The 19482-nt window shown below is 69.1% G+C and carries 2 protein-coding genes; both read right to left on the bottom strand.

Going from position 1 to position 19482, the window contains the following annotated elements; genetic code table 11:
• Positions 1-174 precede the first annotated feature (174 nt).
• On the bottom strand, positions 175-441 hold the full coding sequence (locus ACIHA7_RS30025; RefSeq protein ID WP_397294265.1) for a hypothetical protein: 267 nt from the start codon (positions 439-441) through the stop codon (positions 175-177).
• Positions 442-456: 15 nt separating this feature from the next.
• Complete coding sequence (locus tag ACIHA7_RS30020) at positions 457-19479, bottom strand: hypothetical protein (RefSeq protein ID WP_397294264.1); 19023 nt, start codon at positions 19477-19479, stop codon at positions 457-459.
• Positions 19480-19482: the final 3 nt, after the last annotated feature.

The following is a 19482-nucleotide window of genomic DNA, read 5'->3' as shown; positions in this document are numbered from 1 at the left end:
ACGGCCGACGTTTCGAGCACACGTCGGCATCGCAGCCAGTTCCTCTAGCGTGCCAATTCTATGGGTACTAGCGTCGCCGCTGCATGTACAGACCCGAATCCTGGTGGCACGCTTGCGTTGAACGCACCATGACCAGCGGAAATGTCTCGGGCGAGCGACGGCGCTCGATCTTGATCACCCATCGCGCTCGAACGCACGCTCGATCGCGGCCTGCCGTGCCGCCGCGTTGGAGCCGTCCAGCTGACCGGCGAACGCAGCGCGGGCGGCGGCGATCAGCTGTTCGGGAATGTCGGGGTAGGCGTCGGCGATCTCCCACAGCGCGTTGACGGTGCGGAGATCGAGGCCGGTGTCCGAGGAGATGCCCGCCCCGGCGCGGACCGCGTCGAGCGCCGCGTCGAAGCTCTGCCGCAGTTCGTCCTCGGTCGGGTGGTCCAAGAGCATGGTTCCTCCTCGCGGTCAGGTGAAGACACCGGCACATTGTCGCGGGTCGGCCAATATGTCACGGATCAGCAGGCCGAAGTCGGTGCCGCCGCCAGTGATGGGATAGGGGAAATCGACGATGAGCTCGCCCTCGACCCGCACCAGGAGCCTCGCCTGCTGCGGACCGAGCTGCGCCCAGCCGACGTCGACGGCGGGGGCATCGAGGTCGAACTCGTTGGGGCCGAGGCGCAGCGTCAGACGGCCATCCTTGCGGTAGAACACGGCCAAGACCTCGCCGAAGTAGCCGAGGACGCCGCCGACCGGACCGTTGGCTCCGGCCGCGGCGCGCAAGGATCCCGTCTCCGGATCGAACGTCGCCAGGCGACCGCCGTCGATTGGCTGGATGACGATTTGCGTACTGCGCACCGGGTTCTCGTCGTCCCAACGGCGACGCTCGCCCTCGCGCGAACCCGCGCCGCCCGCGGACGGGCCCGCCATCGGCGGCATCATCGGTGGGGCCATCGGGGGCAGCATCGGCTGCTGCTCCGGGTCGCCGACGGGCGAACCGTTGGCCTGCGCCGGATGCAGCGGTCGGCCGTTCTGCCCTGGGTAGGCGGGTTGACCGGGTTGGCCCGAATGCGATGGCTGGCCGGCGGCTGCCGAGCTCCCGGGCTCTCCCGGGTACGGGCGAAGGTTCGCCTGCAATGGAGAGGGGGACGTCGTTGGACCCGGTTGCGCCGGAGGCTGTGTCGGCATCGGTGACTGCGACGGGTCCGGAGACGTCGGGGGTGTTGTCGGCGGCGTCGTGGGAGGCGTCGTCGGCGGCGTCGTCGGCGGCGTCGTCGGCGGCGTCGTGGGAGGTGTCGTCGGCGGCGTCGTGGGAGGCGTCGTCGGCGGCGTTGTCGGAGGTGTCGTCGGCGGCGTCGTGGGGGGTGTCGTCGGCGGCGTCGTCGGCGGCGTCGTGGGGGGTGTCGTCGGCGGCGTGGGAGGTACCGGATTCCGTGGCGGGGTCGGCGGAACCGGCGGTTGCGGCGGCGCGGGGGGCTGCGACGGCTCCCCTGGCTCAGACAGCTCCGGCATCGGCGCCGAAACGGCGGCGGTGGGTCCCACCTCCGGCGGGAACTCGAACTCGTATTCGTGTGGGGGATGCGGGATGTGGGAACGGAAGATCGGCGGTTCCGGCAGATCACCGCGGGAGCGGTCGGCGTCCCCGTCGCCATTGTTTCCGTCGTCAGACCCGCGATCTCGGCCCGACCCGGAACCGCCCGCCGGCGCGGCCTCATCGGGATCTTCCTCAGCGCGATCGCGATCCGCGTTCCCGCGGTCCTTGCCACCGTCGGATTCGGTCTGTACCCGATCGCCGTCCTCATCCGGCGTCGGCTCGACGAGCCCCCGTTCGCGATCTACCGAGGCCGGATCACCCTGCTGCTCAGCAGGATCGACTCCGTCGCCGACGGGTTCCCGGCGCACCGGCGAGCCGGTCTCGACGGTCTGCTCCGGATCGGTGGCCTTGCGATCGGGAGACGACAAGGCCTCGACTCGGGACTCGGCACGCGCCAGCTCCTCCTCGATGCGCGCGACTTCCGCCTCTGCGGCCAGGTAATCGCGTGCCGCCTGTTCCAGTTCGGCGACCTTGGCCAGGCGTGCTTGCTGTTGGGACACGTCCAGGGTGCGGGCCCGCAGTTCCTCGGCGCGCGAAGCGATTTCGCTCTCGGAGTTCAGCTCGTTCGGTTCGATCGACAAGCGCAGGCCCTCGGCGGCGTCGGCCCGCGCGGTTTCGGCGTTGTCGAGCGCACGCTGCGCCTGCGTCAACGCCAGTTCGAGGTGCTCGCGCTGTTCCTGGACAACGCGCAGTTCGTCGGCGTTGCGCCGGGCCTCCGCTTCGCGTTGCGCCTCGGCGTCCCGCTGCGTGTCGGCCTCCGGCAGTCCTGCCTGCGGCGTCTCCCCCTCGGTGCCGAGCAACTCGGGCCGCTCACTGCGCGCCTGCGCACGTGCTTGCGCGAGCTCGGTGTCGTGGCGTGCGACGTGCTGCTCGAGCACGCGCACCACCTCGGCGGCGTCCTCGAAATCGCGGAAGGCCTGCCCGAGGTCGTTCACCCGCTGCTGACCGGCCGCATCCGGTTGCTCCGCCCGCAGCTGCGCCAATCGTGCGTCGATGGGCTCGGCGGGGCCGAACAACCAGGCCGGGTCGAGCCCCAGGCTCTGTTCCAGCGCGAGCAGGGCGTCGGTGCGCGCGTCCAAAGTAGCTCGCGCCTTGGACAATTCGAGCTCGTAACGGTCGCGCGGCAGGAAGGGCTCCGGCTCGCGCAACGGTGCGACCGCATACGGAATGTCCTTGCGCCAGCCGGTCAACGGCGGCCGGTCCGCGTCCCAGTGGAAGCCGAGACCGACCGCGTGGGTGTTCGCGTCGTGCCAGGTCCGCTTCTTCACGTTCTCCGGATCGCGCAGGAACTCCGACTCGGCCAGCGCGTCGTACAACAGCACGATGTCACGCTTGTCCGGCTTACCCGCCTCCAGTCGGATGATCGCCTCGGCGACGTCGGCCAGCTGATCCATCCGCTTCAACACCAGTCGACCGTTGGGGTCGGTGTAGTCGGTGACCAGATGCTCGTCGTTCATCAGATGATCGAGGATCTGCTGGATCTGTTCGATGGTGAACTGCGGTGGGGGCAAGGCACCTTCGGCGGTGGTGTCGTGCCACATGCGCGGCGCCAGCTCCTCGGCGATCCGCGTGATCTGCGCATCGCTGACGCGGCCGGTCTGCTGCGCGTCGATCAGCAGATTACGCAGGTCGGCGATGGTGTCGCGCACCGCGACTCGATCGTTGCTGTCGAACATGGCGAGCGTGCGACCGGCCAGCTCATCGATCTGCTGGTCGACCCTTCGCAACTGCTCGGCGACGTCGGCCCGGGTCGGGTCGATGCCGCGGTGGGTGTCCACCAACTCCTTGCGGACCAGGTCGATCAGCTTGCGCGCGGCGGCCGTCTGCTGGTCTCGGCCGTAATGCGCCAGTTGCTCGTGGATCTTGTCGGCGAGCTGGTCGTCGGCGCGGAACCGGTCGTATTCACCGTCGGCCCAATCCTGGACCCGCTGCCAATCGGCAATCTCCCGATCGAAGGTCCGCTGCAACCAGGCGGGGATTTCGACGTGGTTGTACAAGTGCGTGTGTTCGTCCGCGTCCCAACTGCGGAACATCGGCTGAATATTGGTCTCCGGTGGCTTGTGCCAATCGAATCCGGACCACACCGTCGCGAACGGTGGCAGCTTCTGCAGCCACGGCCGCGCCTTGATCCAATCCCCGATCGCCGGGTGCCGCTGGATCCACCGCTTCACCATCGGGACATCGATCGCCGCCAGCAGGGTACGGATATCCCGTTGGATGGCATAAAAATCCGAGCCGATGTGCACTTCGACCAGCGAGTCCTCCGGGACACCGGTCTGGAAGTACTTCGCCGGAATGTTCATCGGATTCATCGGCAGCATGTTCTTCGCCATATGCCCCGGCGGGATATCGCTGAACGGCGTTGCCAGGTCATTGATGTAGTCGGCGAGACCGGCCCACCAGTCCGGGTCGCCCGGGTCGTAGCCCGCCAGGTTGTCGCCCCGGCGCAGCTTGCCGTCTTCGCCGACATTGACCGACCAGTCGGGCCTGCTCGGGTTGACCGTATGCCAGTCGCCTGCACTGTCGCGCCAGCGGACCAGCAGCATGCCGGGCTCGCCACGGAGCCAAGGCGTCTCCGTCCGCTCCAGCGACGGGCCGGGGTGCACGACCGCGTCCCGACCCGGCTCGGTCTGCCGGTATTCGATCTCCGGACGACGCAGCATCGCCTGCGCGACTGCGGCATTCGTACGAATCGCGTGCTCGAGCGCGGCATCGTGCACGGCCCGCGGCTGCCCGGACTCCGGCTGCCTGCCGAAGACCACGATGCGCGGCCGATCGCCGTCGATGATGCCGACCCGGTCGGTCGCCATCCAGCCGCCCTCCTCCTTGAGGGTGTCGCGCCACTCGGTGATCTCGTGCCAGCGATCGGTGACCTGTGTCATCTGATCCTGCACCCGGCGCATCGAGTTGTCGGCGCGGATCACGTCGGCCGCGGCGTCGGCGAGCACGCGCACCATCGCGGGCCGGTCGGGATCGGTTCCGTCGTCGGTGCGCAACTGGTGCTGGATCGTCTCGGCCAACCTGCCCGGGTCCGGGCCGAGGTCGGACAGCGGAATATCCAGGCGCTCCGCGAGATCTTCCATGACCGCGCGGCGCGGCCTGCTCTCCTGGAAGATGGCGGCCCGCCGGGCCGCAAGCCGATCCAGTGCTGCGACAACGTTATCGGCGAGCGGGCGGTCCCGGTTCACGCCCTCGCGCTGTAGCTCGGCGAGCCTGCTGTCGATCCGCTCGACCACCTGGTCGAGGCGGTTGAACTCCTCGACGGCCTGGACCAGTTTGCGGATGGCGCGGTCACGCAGCTCGCGCTCCGGCCCGGCCACCGGCTCGTGCACAACTCGGGCGGGGCTGTCCAGGCTGGCGGGCACCTGCACCGTCCTGGTGCGCGACTCCTGGTGCAGCTCTAGCACCTTCCGGGCGAACGCATCACCGGTCAGGCCGGTGGTGCCGAGCTGCCTGGCGAGTTCGTCCCGCGTCGCGCGGGCAGATTCGCGTGCCCGCGCACGCTCGCCACGCTCATCGAGCAGGCGGTCGTATTCGGCCTCCGCGGTTTCCAGGCGGACCGAAGCGCGCTCGGTATCCAGCCGGGTCAGCTCGGCCACCAACCGTACGAGCTTCTCCTCGATTTCGGGCACCCGGTTGGCCAATCGCTCCAGTTCACCTGCCCGAATCACGTCGTAGGGCAACTGTTCCGGGCCGCCGACGCGCTGGGCACGCAACTCGCGCAGCGTCTCGTCGAGATTGTCGCCGGGGCGCAGTGCCGCCCAGTCATCGGCCGGGTCGACGCCGAGGAGTGCGGCCAGCTCGTCACGCCTGCGGATCGCGGCGTCGCGTTCCTCGATGGCGAGATCGCGCGCCTCGGTCAGTTCGGTGCGGCGCTGGGCGAGGTCGGCCTCGCGCGCCGCCGCGTCGGGTGGCGGGGTGCCCTCGGGTCGCGCAGCACCGTTGGACTCCGGTGCGCCTTCCTGTCGCGAAGCACCGTTGGACTGCGGTGGGCCCTCGGGCGGTGGTGCGCTGCTTCGATTTTCGGGAGCGCCGGGACGTTCGGGACCACCAGGGCGTTGCGGGCCGGCACCCGGCTGGTCGGGACCTTCGGCAGGGGGCGGATCGTTGTCCGGCCGTACGTTCTGCTCGATCTTCGCCAACCGGTCGAGGACCGACTGATGCCAGTCGGGATGACCGGCGAACTCCGGTGCCAGCGCCTCGATCCGGCGTCGCATCTCGGCGACATCGGCCGCGCTCAGTGGGTGCTGGTGCCAACGCCACTCGCCATCGGCGCCACGCTCGAGGAAGTGGTAGGCGAACCCGCTGGAGGTCTCGCCGACCGAGCGGCGTCCATTGCCGAAGGCCAGGCTGTGGTCGATGGCGCTGATGAGTCCGTCCGCGGTGACCAACCAGTTCGTCATGCCACGGTCCGGCATGCGGATCAACACGTCGAGCAGGCCGAGACGAACACCGGCAGGGGTGTCGGTCAACCCGGTCTGCTGTGGGCTCCACGCTCCCGGATGCAGTGCGCTCGCCCAGTCACCGGGCATCACCTGCATGTAGATCACGTTGTCGCTGACGCGCACGATGTGCGGCACATTCGCGCCGACCGCGCGACCGACCAGCGCCGCAAGCACTTCCGCGTCGGCGTGCAGCACATTGTTGAGCGTCTTGCGAATCAGCTGGGTGCCGTCCTCGAAGGTGATCAGCTCGACCCGCTCGGCCATGTCGAGCGCGCCTTCACTGAGCACCCGAATCTGCACTGGTTCGCCCGAAGTCAGCGCTGCCTCGAACCGAGCCACCGCGCGTGCCATCGCCGCCGCACCCGGATCGGAGCCCTGCGGTTCCTCGGCGGGTCGGCGCTCCGGCGGACGGTGACCACCGTCGTCGCCCGGGTCGCCCGCCGTCGGCGGCATCGGCGGTTGCGGCGGCTTCTTGCCGCCACCCGCGCCGTCTGCCACAGGCTGGGCAGGCTCTTCCGGTGTAGCTGCTTTGACCTCGCCGGGGGTCATGGCCGGCGGCGATACCTCGCCCGGCTTATGTGCTCCCGCAACGTCGTCCGGCTCGCCCGCGCGTGGTGGTGCTTCGCTACCAGGCCGCGCCGGTGCGCCACCGGGCTGTTCGGGTGTGCCACTGCCGTGCGGTGTCGGTGTGCTGCCTGCCTGTCCCGGTGTACCGCCGCCAGGGCGTGCCGGTGCGCCACCGGGCTGGCCCGGTGTGCCGCTGCCGGGAGCAGGTGGCGGTGCCTGCGGCGGCGTTCCGCCCTGCGGGTCCGGGCCGCTCGGCGGAGCCAGGTCGACGATGGACACTTGACCCTGGTCGTCGACCAGCACTTGCCGGTAGATGACCTCGACACCCTGTTGGGCCAGCGACTCGCGCAGGTCGTTGCCGATGATGTGCCCCGCCGCCCGGAACGGCGAAGCCACGAGCACCCGCCGCGGTTCGCCCGGCAGAATGGCGACGCCGTCCGAATCACGAACCGGCTGTCCCTCTGTGGCAAGCAAGTCCCGTGCCGCGACCGCCGCCGCCTCGACCCGAAAGCCGTTCAGGGCTCGCACCGATTCGTGGTACTGCTGGAGCGCCCTCAACGCCTCCTTGGTGGTCCGCGCGATGTCGGCGTAGTGCCGCTGTGCCGCGTGCAGATCGTCGAAGTACTGCACCATCTCTTCACGCGGTATGTGAACGCGATTGCGAAGTGCCGTGACCCGAGAGTCGGCGTCGGCCAGAATGTCTCGGGCTTGTTGCTCCAGCTCGTGTGGGCTCAGCCCAGCCGGATCGATGCCGATCGTGTGCAGCGTCGTACGCGCCTGGTCGAGCAGCTGCCTGCCTCTGTCGGCAGACGCAATGATCCGGTCGACCAAGCCCTCGAACTTCGGTGTCCGGGTCGTCGGTTCATAGGCGCGCGGATCGCCGACCGTCGACCACTGGTCGGGCTGCGCACTCGTGGGCGGACGGTTGCCATCCGGATCGCCCGGCTGCACAACTGTTTCGGATGGACGGCTATGGCTGATGTTGCCTTCGTCGCCGGACGCGGGTGGCTGCGCCGGCCTCTTCGCTGCGCTGTCCGTGCTCGGCTCGGGCGCCTCGGCAGCAGGCCTTGTTGTCTCGGCCTTCGGCGCTTCGCCGGGCTGCGATGCCTCGCCGGTCGGCGGCTGCTTCGCGGCACCACCGTCGCTCGGCGCGTCGGGTTCTGGGCGGGATGCGGGTAGCGGGGGCGCGTCCGGTGGATCGATCCGGTGCACCTGGGTGCGGCCGTCTTCGCCGGGGACGAGGCGGAAGACGACGACGTTGTCGCGGTTCGGTCCGACGAGGTCGGCGAGGTCCGGGCGTAGCGCGACGGCGCGATCGATAAACGTTGTCGGGTCGGCGGTTTCACCGCGCAGCACCACGGCGACCTGTCGCGGGTCGCCGGGAACGACGCCGACCTGCGGCACCTCGGGGAGCGGCTGGGCGCCTGCTTCGCGCAAGACGCCGTCCCTGAGTTGCTCGGTGAGCAACCGGTCCAGCTCGGCCGCGTCGCGCACGGCCTGGCGCTGCCGATCGAACGCGTCCTCGGCCTCGGCCTGGTCTCGCGCCTGCCGCAGCTGTTCCTCGGCCTCGTCCCGGACGCGCAGCGCCTCGGCCTTTTCGCGCTCCAAGCGGTCGATATCGTCGCGCCGTTGCTGGGCGTCGGCCTCGGCGGCGCGCTGCTGCTGCGCGGACGCCTCCGGCGGCACCGACGCCTCCGGCAGCGCGTTCGATTCCGGCAGCGCGTTCGGTTCCGCTTGCACGGCAGGCAGTTCCGGAGCTTCGCCGCGAACCGCCGCGCGCGCACGGGCCCGCTCGGCATCGTGCTGTTCGAGGCGCTGCTCGAGGGCCGCTATTTTGGGGGTGGCAGCATCGAATGCTTCGAGCGCGCGGGCCAGTTCATCGATGCGCTGCCGCCCCTCGGCGTCGGGCTGCTGTGCCCGCAGGTCGGCCAGGTAAGCGGCGGGATCGTCGCCGAGCAGTGCCCCCATATCGGCCCTGGCGGCCTGTGCGGCATCGAGCAGCGCCGTGGTGGTCGCCCGTGCCTCGAACAACTCCAGTTCGTAGCGGTCCCGTGGCAAGAACGGTTCCGGCCTCGTCAGCGACTCCGGCGTCCTGAGCGGTTCCGGCGCGTACGGGATACCCGCGCGTTCACCGGTCAGCGGCGGCCGGTTCGCATCCCAGTGGAAGCCCTGGGCTATCGCGTGCGCGTTCGCCTCGTGCCAGGTCGCGTCCCTGTTCGCGGGATCGCGCAGAAAGTTCGACTCGGCGAGCGCATCGAGCATGAGGACGACGTCCTCCGGTCGCGGCTTGCCCTTGACGATCCGGTCGATCGCCTCCGCCACATCGGCGAGCTGATCCATCCGCACCCACACCAGTCGGGCGTCCGGATCGGCATAATCGTGGGCCAGGTGCTTGTCGTGCAGCAGGTGATTGATGATCTGCTGCAGCTGATCCCTGGTGAACTCCGGGTATTCCTGCCGGGGCGGTGCCTGCTCGCTGTCGACGGTCGAGCCGCGGGGGAAGGGATCCGGCTTCGCGTGGTCTTCGATCTTCGGCAGCAGCGGGCGCATGCCGGGGGTCAGTTCGTCGACGATCCGGGCGATGTCCGCATCGGTGATGGGGCGGTCGTTCTTGATCTCCAGCAGTCGCTGCCGGATGTCGACGACGGTGTCCCTGACTTGGGCCGGGTCATCGGTCGGGAAGCGGTCGAAGGCATCCCTGGCGATCAGGTCGATGGCCTTCGCCAACTGCCGGTCGACGTCGGGACGCCCCAGGTCGACGCGTCGGTGCGAGTCGACCAGTTCCTTCCTGATGCGATTGACCAAATCCCGCGCACCGACTCGCCGCTGCTCTTCCCGGTAATCGGCCAGTGGTTCGACCATGCGGTCTGCGAGCTGATCGTCGGCGCGGAGCCGTTCGTATTCGCCGTCGGCCCATTCCTGGACCAACCGCCAGTTCGCGATATCGCGGTCGATCAAGCGCTGCAGCCACTCCGCGATCTCGGCCCGCTGCGGGTTGTTCGAGTGCTCGTCGGCGTCCCATCGGCGGACCATCGGCTGAATATTGGTCTCCGGCGGGCGATGCCACTCGAATGTCCGCCAGACGGTACCGAACGGTGGAATACGTTGCAGCCACGGTCGGGCCTGGACCCAGTCGCCGATCGCCGGATGCCGCTGGATCCAATCCCGCACCATGGGAACCTTTATCACGTCGAGCAACGTGCGCAGATTCCGTTGAATGGCGTAGAAATCGCTACCGGCGTGCACGGTGGCGATGTCTTCAGGGGGGATACCACCCTCGAAGTACGTGATCGTCGCGCCGATCGGGTTCATCGGCAGCATGTTTCGCGCTATCTGTCCCGGTGGGATGTCCGCGAAAGGTGTCGCCAAGTCGTTGCCGAAGTCGCCGAGCCCGCCCCACCAGTCCGGATCACCCGGGTCCTTTTCCTCCTTCGGGTCGAGGCCGCGTTCGCCGCGCCACTCGGCCTTGGTGGGATCCACCGCATGCCATTGACCGTTGGCGTCTTGCCAGCGAACGAGCTGCAGACCGGGGTCACCGTTGATCCAACCGGTGACGACACGCTCGATGGCCGGTCCGCGCATCGGCACCTGCTGCCACGAACCGTCCGGCTCGGTGACGACTTGCCGGTACTCGATGCGCGGCTGACGCATCATCGCGTGGGCCACCAGCGGTTCGGTGCGGATGGCATCGGCGAGGTCACGGTCATATCCGGCCCGCGGGTTGTCGAATTCCGCACGCGGACCGAACACGATGATCCGCGGCCGCTCGCCGAAGACGATGCCGACCCGGTCGTTCACCATCCGGCCGCCCTCGGCCGCGATGAGGTCGCGCCACAGGCCGGTAACCCTGGCCATCTCGTCCTGCAGCCTGCCCGCGGCGTTGTCGGCCGCGAGCACGTCGTCCGCGGCGTCCTGCAGCGCGTCGAGCAGGCGGTGCCGCTCGACGGACGCGTCGGTGTTGTCCGTGATCCGGTTCCGGTGATCCCGCAGCGTTTCTTCCAGCTGATCACGATGCGGACCGAGATCCGACTCCGGAATGCCGAGCGACCGCGCCAGATCCGCCATCACTGAGCGCCGTGCCTCGATATCGCGGAGGATCTCGGCGTGCTCGCGGGCCATCCGATCGAGGTTGCCGGTGAGGTCGTCGGCGGACGGTCGATCGCGGCCGATGCCCGCGTCGTGCAGTTGCGCCAGGCGCGCGTCCGTGTCGGCGACGGCCGCGTCGAGGCGGTTGAACTCCGTGACCGAATCGACCAGCTTCCGGACCGCCCGGTTGTGCTGTTCCACGTCGGCTTGCGAAACACGTTCTCGCACAAATTGTTCCGGAGAGTCCAGCGTGCCGGGGATCCGCGTCCGGCGCGTGCGCGCCTCGTCGTAGAGTTCGAGCATCCTGCGCTCGAACGCATCGCCGGACAGCTCCCGGACGCCGAGGCGGTCGGCCAGTTCGTCCCGTTTCACCCTGACGGATTCGCGCTCCCGAGCCAGCGCCCGCCGCTCATCGAGCAGGCGGTCGTACTCCGCCGTCGGGGTCTCGCGTCGAATGGCCGCTTCGCGTTCGGCGGCCAACCGCGCCAACTCGCTCTCGATCCCGGCGATCTCGGAATTCTTGTCGGCGACCCGGTTGACCAGCTGCTCCAGCTCGTTGATGCGCGCGAGCTCGCGCGGCATCTCCTCGCGTACCTCCATGGTGCGACCCCGCAGCTCCTCCAGGGTGCGCTGCACGAGGTCCGGATGCAACGCGACCCAGTCAGCCGCCGAGGAGACTTGGAGCCGCTCCGCCAGCTCGTCGCGCTGTTGCCGCAGCGCATCGCGTTCCGCGACAGCACGATCACGCTCAGCGTTCAGCGCGGCCTGACGGGCGTCGAGCGTGTCCTCCGGGCGGGGAGCGCCTGCGGTCTCCGGCTCGGGACGCGGGTTACCAGCAGTCTCCGGCTCCGGTCGCGGCGTACCAGCAGTCTCCGGCTCCGGACGCGGCGTACCAGCAGTCTCCGGCTCCGGACGCGGCGTACCAGCGGTCTCCGGCTCCGGACGCTGCTGGCCGCCTTCGCGCTGCGCCGGCGACTCGCCGCCGGGCCGCCGGTCGCCGGGGTTCGTGCCGTCGTCACCTGGATCACCCGGATCCGCTGCGCGCGGCGGTGATTCCGGCGGCTTCTTCCCGCCACCGGCACCCTCGGCCACCGGCTGCGCGGTGGGATCCTCGCGCGGCCAGACCTTTACATCGCCGGGATGCGGGACCGCACCTTCGGGCTCGGGAGTCCGATGCGCGCCCGCTTCTTCCGGCAGCGCCTCCGCCGAGGGCCGGGGCAGCACGCCGTCGGCGATCTCACGGGAGAACTCCGCGCGCATCGCCAGCATCCGCGCCGTCCATTCGGCGTGGTCGGCGCGCATCTGCGAGGCCCAATCGACGGGCTCGATATCCGCGATTCGCCGCATCTCGACCGCGTGCTCGGCGGCCATCCGCGCGCGCCATTCGGCGGTCTCGGCCCGCATGCGTGCGGACCACTCGTCGGTCGTCTCGCGGCGACCGCCGTCGTCGCCCGCCGCGTCCGGGTCGCGTGGCGGATCGGCCGCCATCCTGGCCGGCGCGTCGGTGGCCGGGTGCGGCGCGCCCTCCGGCACCGGAATCCGTTGTGGTTGAGCGCCATCCGCCGGTCGGCCGGCGTCGGCGTCCGGCAGCCGTGGGGCCAGTTGGTCGGGCCCCAGCTCCGCCAAGTCGATCAGCAGCTTGTGCATGACCCGCGCGGGCTCGCTGGCGCGATCACCGTTCAGTTCGACGTCGCGGAAGGCGTCGGCGACGGCTTCTCCCGGGTAGAAGACACCGTTCGCGTCGAAGCTGTAGCGGCTGAGCTGACGCAGCCAATTGTCGTAGCCCGCTTTGGTATTGGGGAGGGTCGGGTCCTGCGCGGCCAGCTGTTTGTAGTGGTCCTGCAGAACTTTGTCGACATAGGTCAGCGAGTGCGGGTCACTCGGATCGATCGGTCGCAGGCTGGCCCGCTGGCCGTGGAAGTCCACCGCGTGGCCGTATTCGTGCAGGATCATCTGGAAGACCGGACGATCGGTGAGGGACTGGTCGAAGCGTCCCTTGTTCACGCCAAGCTGGACTTCCTGCCGGAAGGTGTCCAGGCTTCCGACGAAATCCCTGCTGATCTTTATGGTTTGGGCATACCGCGCCCCGGTCTCGGGGTTGATGGCAGGCATTACCTGAGCCAAGGTCCGGTGCCGGAACGGTCCGATGCCGACACTGTCCAGCGCCACGTGCGGGTACTTGGTCCGCATTTCGACGACGCCCCTGGCGATTTCGCGCACCACCGCGGCATCGACACCGGGTTGATCGAACCCGTACACCAGCAGGCCGGTGTCCCTGGCCAGCTCCTCGCCGACCTGCGTCGCGTCCATCGACGACCACTTGTCGACGATGGCGGACTCCGGCTGACCACCGTCTGGGCGGTCCGCGCCATCGGTCACGTCGAGCGGGGCTGCCGGATCGCGCGGCGTCAGCCGCGAAGCGGATTCCCGCTCGCGCGACAAATGGTCGGCCGACATCCGCGCCGGATCGTCCGCCGCCGGTCGCGGCCTCGGCTCGGCTGCCGTGTCGGCTTGCGGACGAGTCGCATCCGCAGGACGTTGCCCCGGTTCCTCGACAGCGGGACGCGGCCTCGGCTCAGCCGTCGAATCCTTTTGCGGACGAGAGGCGTTCGGGTCTGTATCCCGTTCGCGACCGCCGACGGCATCCCCGACCGGCGGGGTCTCCGCAGGCTTACTCGGCCCTGCGCCCTCACGCGCTGCACGATCGAGGCTGCTCTGCAGGGTGGCATCGGCCGGCGGATATTTCGTGTGCCGATCGGTGGCGCTTTCCGCACCGGCGAGCATGTGATGGCAGTTGGCGCAGAACGGCGCGTCCCCGGCGCGGCCGCCGAACGGAAACTGCGGGGCGTGCAGCAGGGCCGCCATCGCACTGTGGTCGTCGGACAGTCCGGCGGCCCGCCGATCCCACAGCATCTGATTGGTGGCCTTGACCTCGGCGTGGCCGAGCGGCTCGTCCGGATGCGGGTACTTCTCGGTCGCGGGCGCGTTCGGGTCGGCGTCGTGGCTGTAGAGCTGAGACTCCATGCGCCGCAGATTGTCTACGAGAGTCGGGTGCAGGTCGGCCTCGGCGATGACATCGGAGCGCTTACCGTTGGCCGCTTCGTAGACGCGCCCGGTCTCGCGGTCGATGCCGACCGACATGCACGCGCCCTGCGCGTTTCGTGACAACACCTTGTCGGTCGCTGCCTGACGGTACGCATCCGCTCGCTCAGCGCCGAGCCTGCGAACGAAGTCGTCGACCGGCTCGGCGCCGACATGGGTGATGAGGTCGGTGTCCGGGTCGCGCGTTACCTGTGCCTCATCGAGGGTGCCCAGCGGATGACTCTGGACCGACGGCTCCGGCAGCGGGCCGCCGTGGTCCGGGATGATGAACGACGACGGACGAGTCCGGGGCGGCTCGTCGCCGTCGGCGGGACTGTCATCGTCGATCAGTGCGTCGTCGTTGTTCGGATCCGGTTCGCGTTGCGGCCCATCTTCATTGACCGCCCGCTGATCCGGTGGCCGGGGCCGCGTCCCGGATTCCTGTTGGGCGGTATCGGTACCAGCATCTTCGGGACCACGATCAGTCGTCGATCCGGCGTCGACCGGAGCGGCCGCCACCGGTTTGATCACCAGATAGCCGTTGTCGCGCGCCTGCTGCTCGCTGAATATCCCGGCGACGTCCTTGACGTTCGGGATCGGGCTCTGCCCCTCGTGCACGTCGACGAGCTTCATCAGGCCCTCGGGCGTAGTCGCCGCGACGTCGAGATCGCTGTCGGCGCGGAACGGCGCACCCGACTTCTCCGAGATGCCCGTTTGCCGACTGCCGAAAATCACCAGTGGCTCACCGGTTTCGGCCACCGATCGGCGTGCGGCGTCCAGCATTTCCGGCGTCACGCCGGGACCCGGTTCACCGATCACTTCGACGTCGGGAAGGTCTGTATCCCGCCGTCCGCTCTCGACCCGGTCGGGCTCGTCGGCATCGGCGGGCGGTGAGGTGTCGGTGAGTTCGTGGCGCGGACTTCCGGTACCGCCGTGCTGTCTGCCGTCGACCGGACGGCCGACCCTGTCGCCACTGGCCGCCGCGTTCGCCTCCGCCTCGAGGATTCGGAGCCGATCCTCGCGGCTGATCGGGTGATCCGGGCGACCCTCGGGTCCGCCGAGAATGATGGCGCGGGTGCCGCGGACTTCCTGCGGCGCCCGGGGCGGATAGCTGTGGTCGTCCACACCGGCGCCGACATCTCGGATGATGATCTCACCGCCGACGTTGAGCATTTCGTAGGCGTGCGCGCCGACGCCGTATTCGTCGCGACTCGAGTACGTATCGACGAGCAGCGCCGACGACCCGTCTCCCAGGTCGATCAATCGCTGGCGGACCGTCTCATAATCGGTAGGCCGCAACTCGCCGCCGGCCAAGGCCTCCAGCTCCCTGGACGTCATGCCGTCCGCGCCGATCGTGCGCTCCGGCAACCAGATCTGGTCGCCGTGCCGGTCGCGGAGGTCGATCAGGGAGTCCTCGCCGCACCGGCCGCGACGATCGTCCGGCTGGCCGGTCTGGTCGTCGGGCGAACGCGGGTGCGGGCCTGCTCCGGTGTCGGGCGAATCAGGCTGCGCCGGAGTGTGATCGGATTTGATCTCGCCGATGGTGTCCATCCGGACCGCAGGGCGATCGCTCGGGTTCAGGTCGAATTCGCTGACCTTGATTTTGCCGTGGATATCGACATGAACCTTGTGGTACTCGATCTTCAGCGTTCCATCGTGATGCGCCTTCAGCAGCTCCTCGCGCGCCTTCAGCAGATCGCGGCCCGCAGGCGAGTCGGGGTCGATACCGCGGGCGCGCAACGCTTCCGGGGTCTCGGTCAGGATCGTCTGCAGATTGGCATCCATCGCCAACGTCCGCCGCAGGTATTCCGGCGAACCCTGCTGCGCCCGCCCGTCCACGGTGTTGGCTCCGCCGAGTCCGGAGCCGACACCCTTGGCCTCGATGATCACCAGTTTCGGCGGGCCACCCTCCGGATCCGGTACCAGCACGGCGAGATCGACCAGATCGGGGCCGTCCTTGGCGCCGGGAAAATCGGTGAGGTTCACCGCGCCGGGATGCAGAGCTCGATCCAAGCCCCACGCCCGCGCACCGAGTTCGCCGAGGTCCTTGGAGAGCTGCACCATCCGCGGGCCGAGATCGTTGTAGTTCTCGGCGGTGGCCTGCAGCTCACGCAGCAGGGTGAGCTTGGCGACCTTATCCGCGGAGCTCAGGTCGGTGTCGTGCCGGATCTGATCCTTCAGATCATTGATCACGTCACCGAGCTTGCTGGCCTTCAGATCCGGGATCTCGGAGATCCCGTACTTCGCGAACTCGGGTATGAGCCGATCGACCAGATCCTTGGCATCCGCGTCGCGCTCGGCCTGCAATTTCAGTCGTTCCCGGGACAGGTCTTGCAGCTGATCCTGCAGCAACGAGTCGGCCAGGGTCATCGGCTGCGTCGGGTGGTACGGGCTCGCCGGACCCTGTTCTGCCAGGAAGGTGTACTTGTTGGTGCTGAGGTGATCCTCGATGAACTGACCGGTGCGGTAGTCGTGCAGGCGGAAACGCCCGTCCCGCCACGTGTTGTCCGGGTCCGCCGGATGGTGCCATTGGGCGTCCGAGCCGCGGTAGAACTGCTGACCCGCGGGCTGCTGACCGATACGAACCGGATCGACGGGGTGCTCCCCGCCCGCCATCAGTTCGTCGCGGACATGGCTCGGGACCGGATCGATCGGAGTGCCGTCGCCATTGAAAAGGATGGCAAGTGAGCGACTGACGTCCCTGGTCGGTGCCCCGCCCTCATCCCCGGTCAGCGTGGCGTCGCGGATCACGATGTGGCCGTTCTCGTACACCATCAGATACGCGTGCGCGCCGACGCCGTGCCGGTCCGCGGGGCCGCTGTAGACATCGACTACGAGCGCTGTCGCGCCTTCGCCCAAACTCATCAGACGATTCGCGATGGCGTCGGCGCCGCGGAATTCGCGCAGCGCACCACCTGCCGCCGCGACCAATTCGCCTGCCGTCATACCGTCGGCACCGATCGTGCGGGTGGGCAGGCGGAAGTTCTCGGCGCCGAAGCGTCGGATCAGATCGACCACCGACAGCAGGCCGCACTTGCCGCGCAGGTCGTCGTCGCCGCGCGGGCGCGGAGTTTCGCCGGAATCGGTGTCGCCCTCGGGTCGCGGCGATCCGTCCGCACGAGGTGCGTCGCCACCCGGATTCCTTGCGGGCGGGGCACTCCCGTCGGGGGTGACCACCAGCGGGACCAATGCGGGGTCGTCGGAGCCGCGACTGCGGTCGCTATCGGCATCGTCTGGGCGGACGGCCGGATCGTCATCGCTGCGCGGCGCCGAACTCTCGTCACGGGGGCGGGCATCGCCCTCGGCAATCAGGCCGGGTTCGCGACCGGCTCGCGGCCCTTCGCCGCTTCTCGACCGATCCGGTTGTGGTGCAGCGTCTTCCGGACGTTGCACGCCGTCTTCCGAGCGCGGGGCACTGTCATCCGGGCGCGACGCGGCATCGTCGGGACGCGACGCAGCATCGTCAGGACGCGACGCAGCGTCATCAGGGCGCGACGCGGCATCGTCAGGGCGCGACGCGGCATCGTCAGGGCGTGAGACAGCATCGTCGGGACGCGGGGCACCCGACTCCTGCCGGGGCGCGCCCGCGTCCGGCCGCACGGCGGCGGGTCCGTCCGGCGACTCGGCACGGATCTTGGCGTGCTCTCCCGCAGCGTCCGCGGACCGCTCGGCTGTCCGAGGAGCCTCGGCTCCGCTCGATTCCGCCCGAATGCCAGGGGTCGAACCGCGCTCTCCCGCACGGGGATTCGTGTCCGATACGCCCGCACGCGAATCGACACGCGGCCGATCGCCACCCTGTCGAGTTTCGGGTGAGCCCGCCCGCGAATCACCGGTGCGCGGTTCGGAACCCGACTGCGCGCGAGCGGGATCGGCGCTGCGGCCAGGATCAGTGCTACGGGCCGGCTCGGCGCCGCTATGCGGACGCGCCTCGCCCGGCACACCCGACCGAGGCTGCGACCCGTCGCCGCCGGTTCGGGCCGGGTCCGAGGTGAGTGAATTCTGTTGCGGGCCAGCCTGTCTCGACTCCGCCGGCGGCGGCGCACCGACGTCACCGCCCGCGTGCTGCTGTGGCGACACGCCCCGATCCGTGCCGGTGGTGCCGGACTCGCCCGCATTGATGCCGGACTCGCCACGGTCGTGCGCGCTACCACCGCGGTCGCCTGCGGCGGTGGAACTCTGGTCCGCACCCGCGGAGTGTTCCGGTGCGACGCCCGCGCGACTCTCGGATCCGCCGTCCTGGCGGCCGCCGTCCGCACCGCGACTCTCCGAACCACCCCCACTATCACGCTGCTGAGCTCCGCCGTCGCGCTGCTGAGCGCCACCGTCCTGCTGCTGAGCGCCGCCGTCGCCGCGACTCTGTGCGCCGTCGGACCGGCTCGCCGATCCATCGTTCGAGCTCTGCGACGCGGGCGCGTCGGCGGCCGAACTCCGGGGCGCGGAACCATCACCGTTCGACGTTCGCGACGACGAGCCGTTATCGGTACCGGCCGAGTTCTGGGTCGAGTTGTCGCCCGCGCTACTCGAGCGACCATTGGTCCCGCCGGTGCCCGCGCCGGCGCCACTGGCCGAACTCGATCCACCGCTTTGCGCACCACCGACCTGCGATCCACCAGAACCATTGGTGCCCAAGCCATTTGCCCCGGCCGGCTGAACGCCGGGCGCGTTGGTTCCTGCACCGACACCGGGTGGTGTCAGGGTGCCGAGCGAGCCGACTCGGGGCACGCCGATCGGGTCGACCCGTACCCCACCGCCCCAGTTCGGTGACGAACTGAAGTAGCCGCCCGACAGAGCTTTATTGCCGCCCGACATCGCGCCGTTGGAGATGCCCGCGGTGAACATGCGCGGATCGAGATTGCTGAACGCGCTGTCCCACCCGTTTTTGTAGACATCCAGAGCGAACTGCGGGAGTGCTCCGGCGACGGCACCCACGGTGCCAGCGGCCATTCCGGTGACCGCGCCGGCGAAGAAGGGACGCATCTTTCCCTGCAGCGCGTTCCCGAGCCGGTCACCGACCGGGCCCGCCGCGGCGCCGCCGAGACCGGAGGACAGGGCCGTCATCCCGACCTGACCCCAGTCGACGCCCTTCTTGCGGTGTCCCTGCCACACCTGTATCTGCTGAATGCCGAGGTCCTGCATGGTGCCGAGCGCCAAGTCGATGGCCACATGCTTCATGATGAATTTGGCGAAACCCGCCGAGAGCATCTTGGCGAGCGCTCTGCTGATCGCGGCCATTACCCGCTGCGCGATCAAACGAATTCCGAATCGCGTCGCCGCGATAAGTCCGACTTGCACGGCGGGCGCGGTCGGCGGAAAAAGCCACGCCGCCGCGAGCTCGATAGCGAGCAGACCGAGCGAGCTGGCCATCATCCATTTGGCGTATTCGATCTCATCGCCCACCTGGTCGGCGGATTCACCGATGCCGTCGAAAAACTCCGCCATCTTTTTGAGATTTTGGTTTTCCTGCTCCTTGGTGGCGCCGGTACCATTCCACATCTTGTCGAAGACGCCACCGATCTCGATGCGCGCCACGCCTTCTGGATACGCCGCGAGGGCCGCGCTTTTAGCGGCCATGATGTCGGCTTCGATGCCGCGAATCGCGTCGGCGGCCGCACGCCAGTCCCCAGCCAGGGCCCGCATACCGCTCTCGGAGCCCTCCGGCCAGTCGCTACCGGCGACCCAGCCGAGTACATCGACGACGCCGTCCCAAAAATCCGCCATATC

It is taken from the genome of Nocardia sp. NPDC052316, assembly GCF_044547795.1.
GTDB lineage: Bacteria > Actinomycetota > Actinomycetes > Mycobacteriales > Mycobacteriaceae > Nocardia.
The sequence above is the reverse complement of the archived record's forward strand: the minus strand, read 5'-3'. Positions and strand labels throughout refer to the sequence as shown.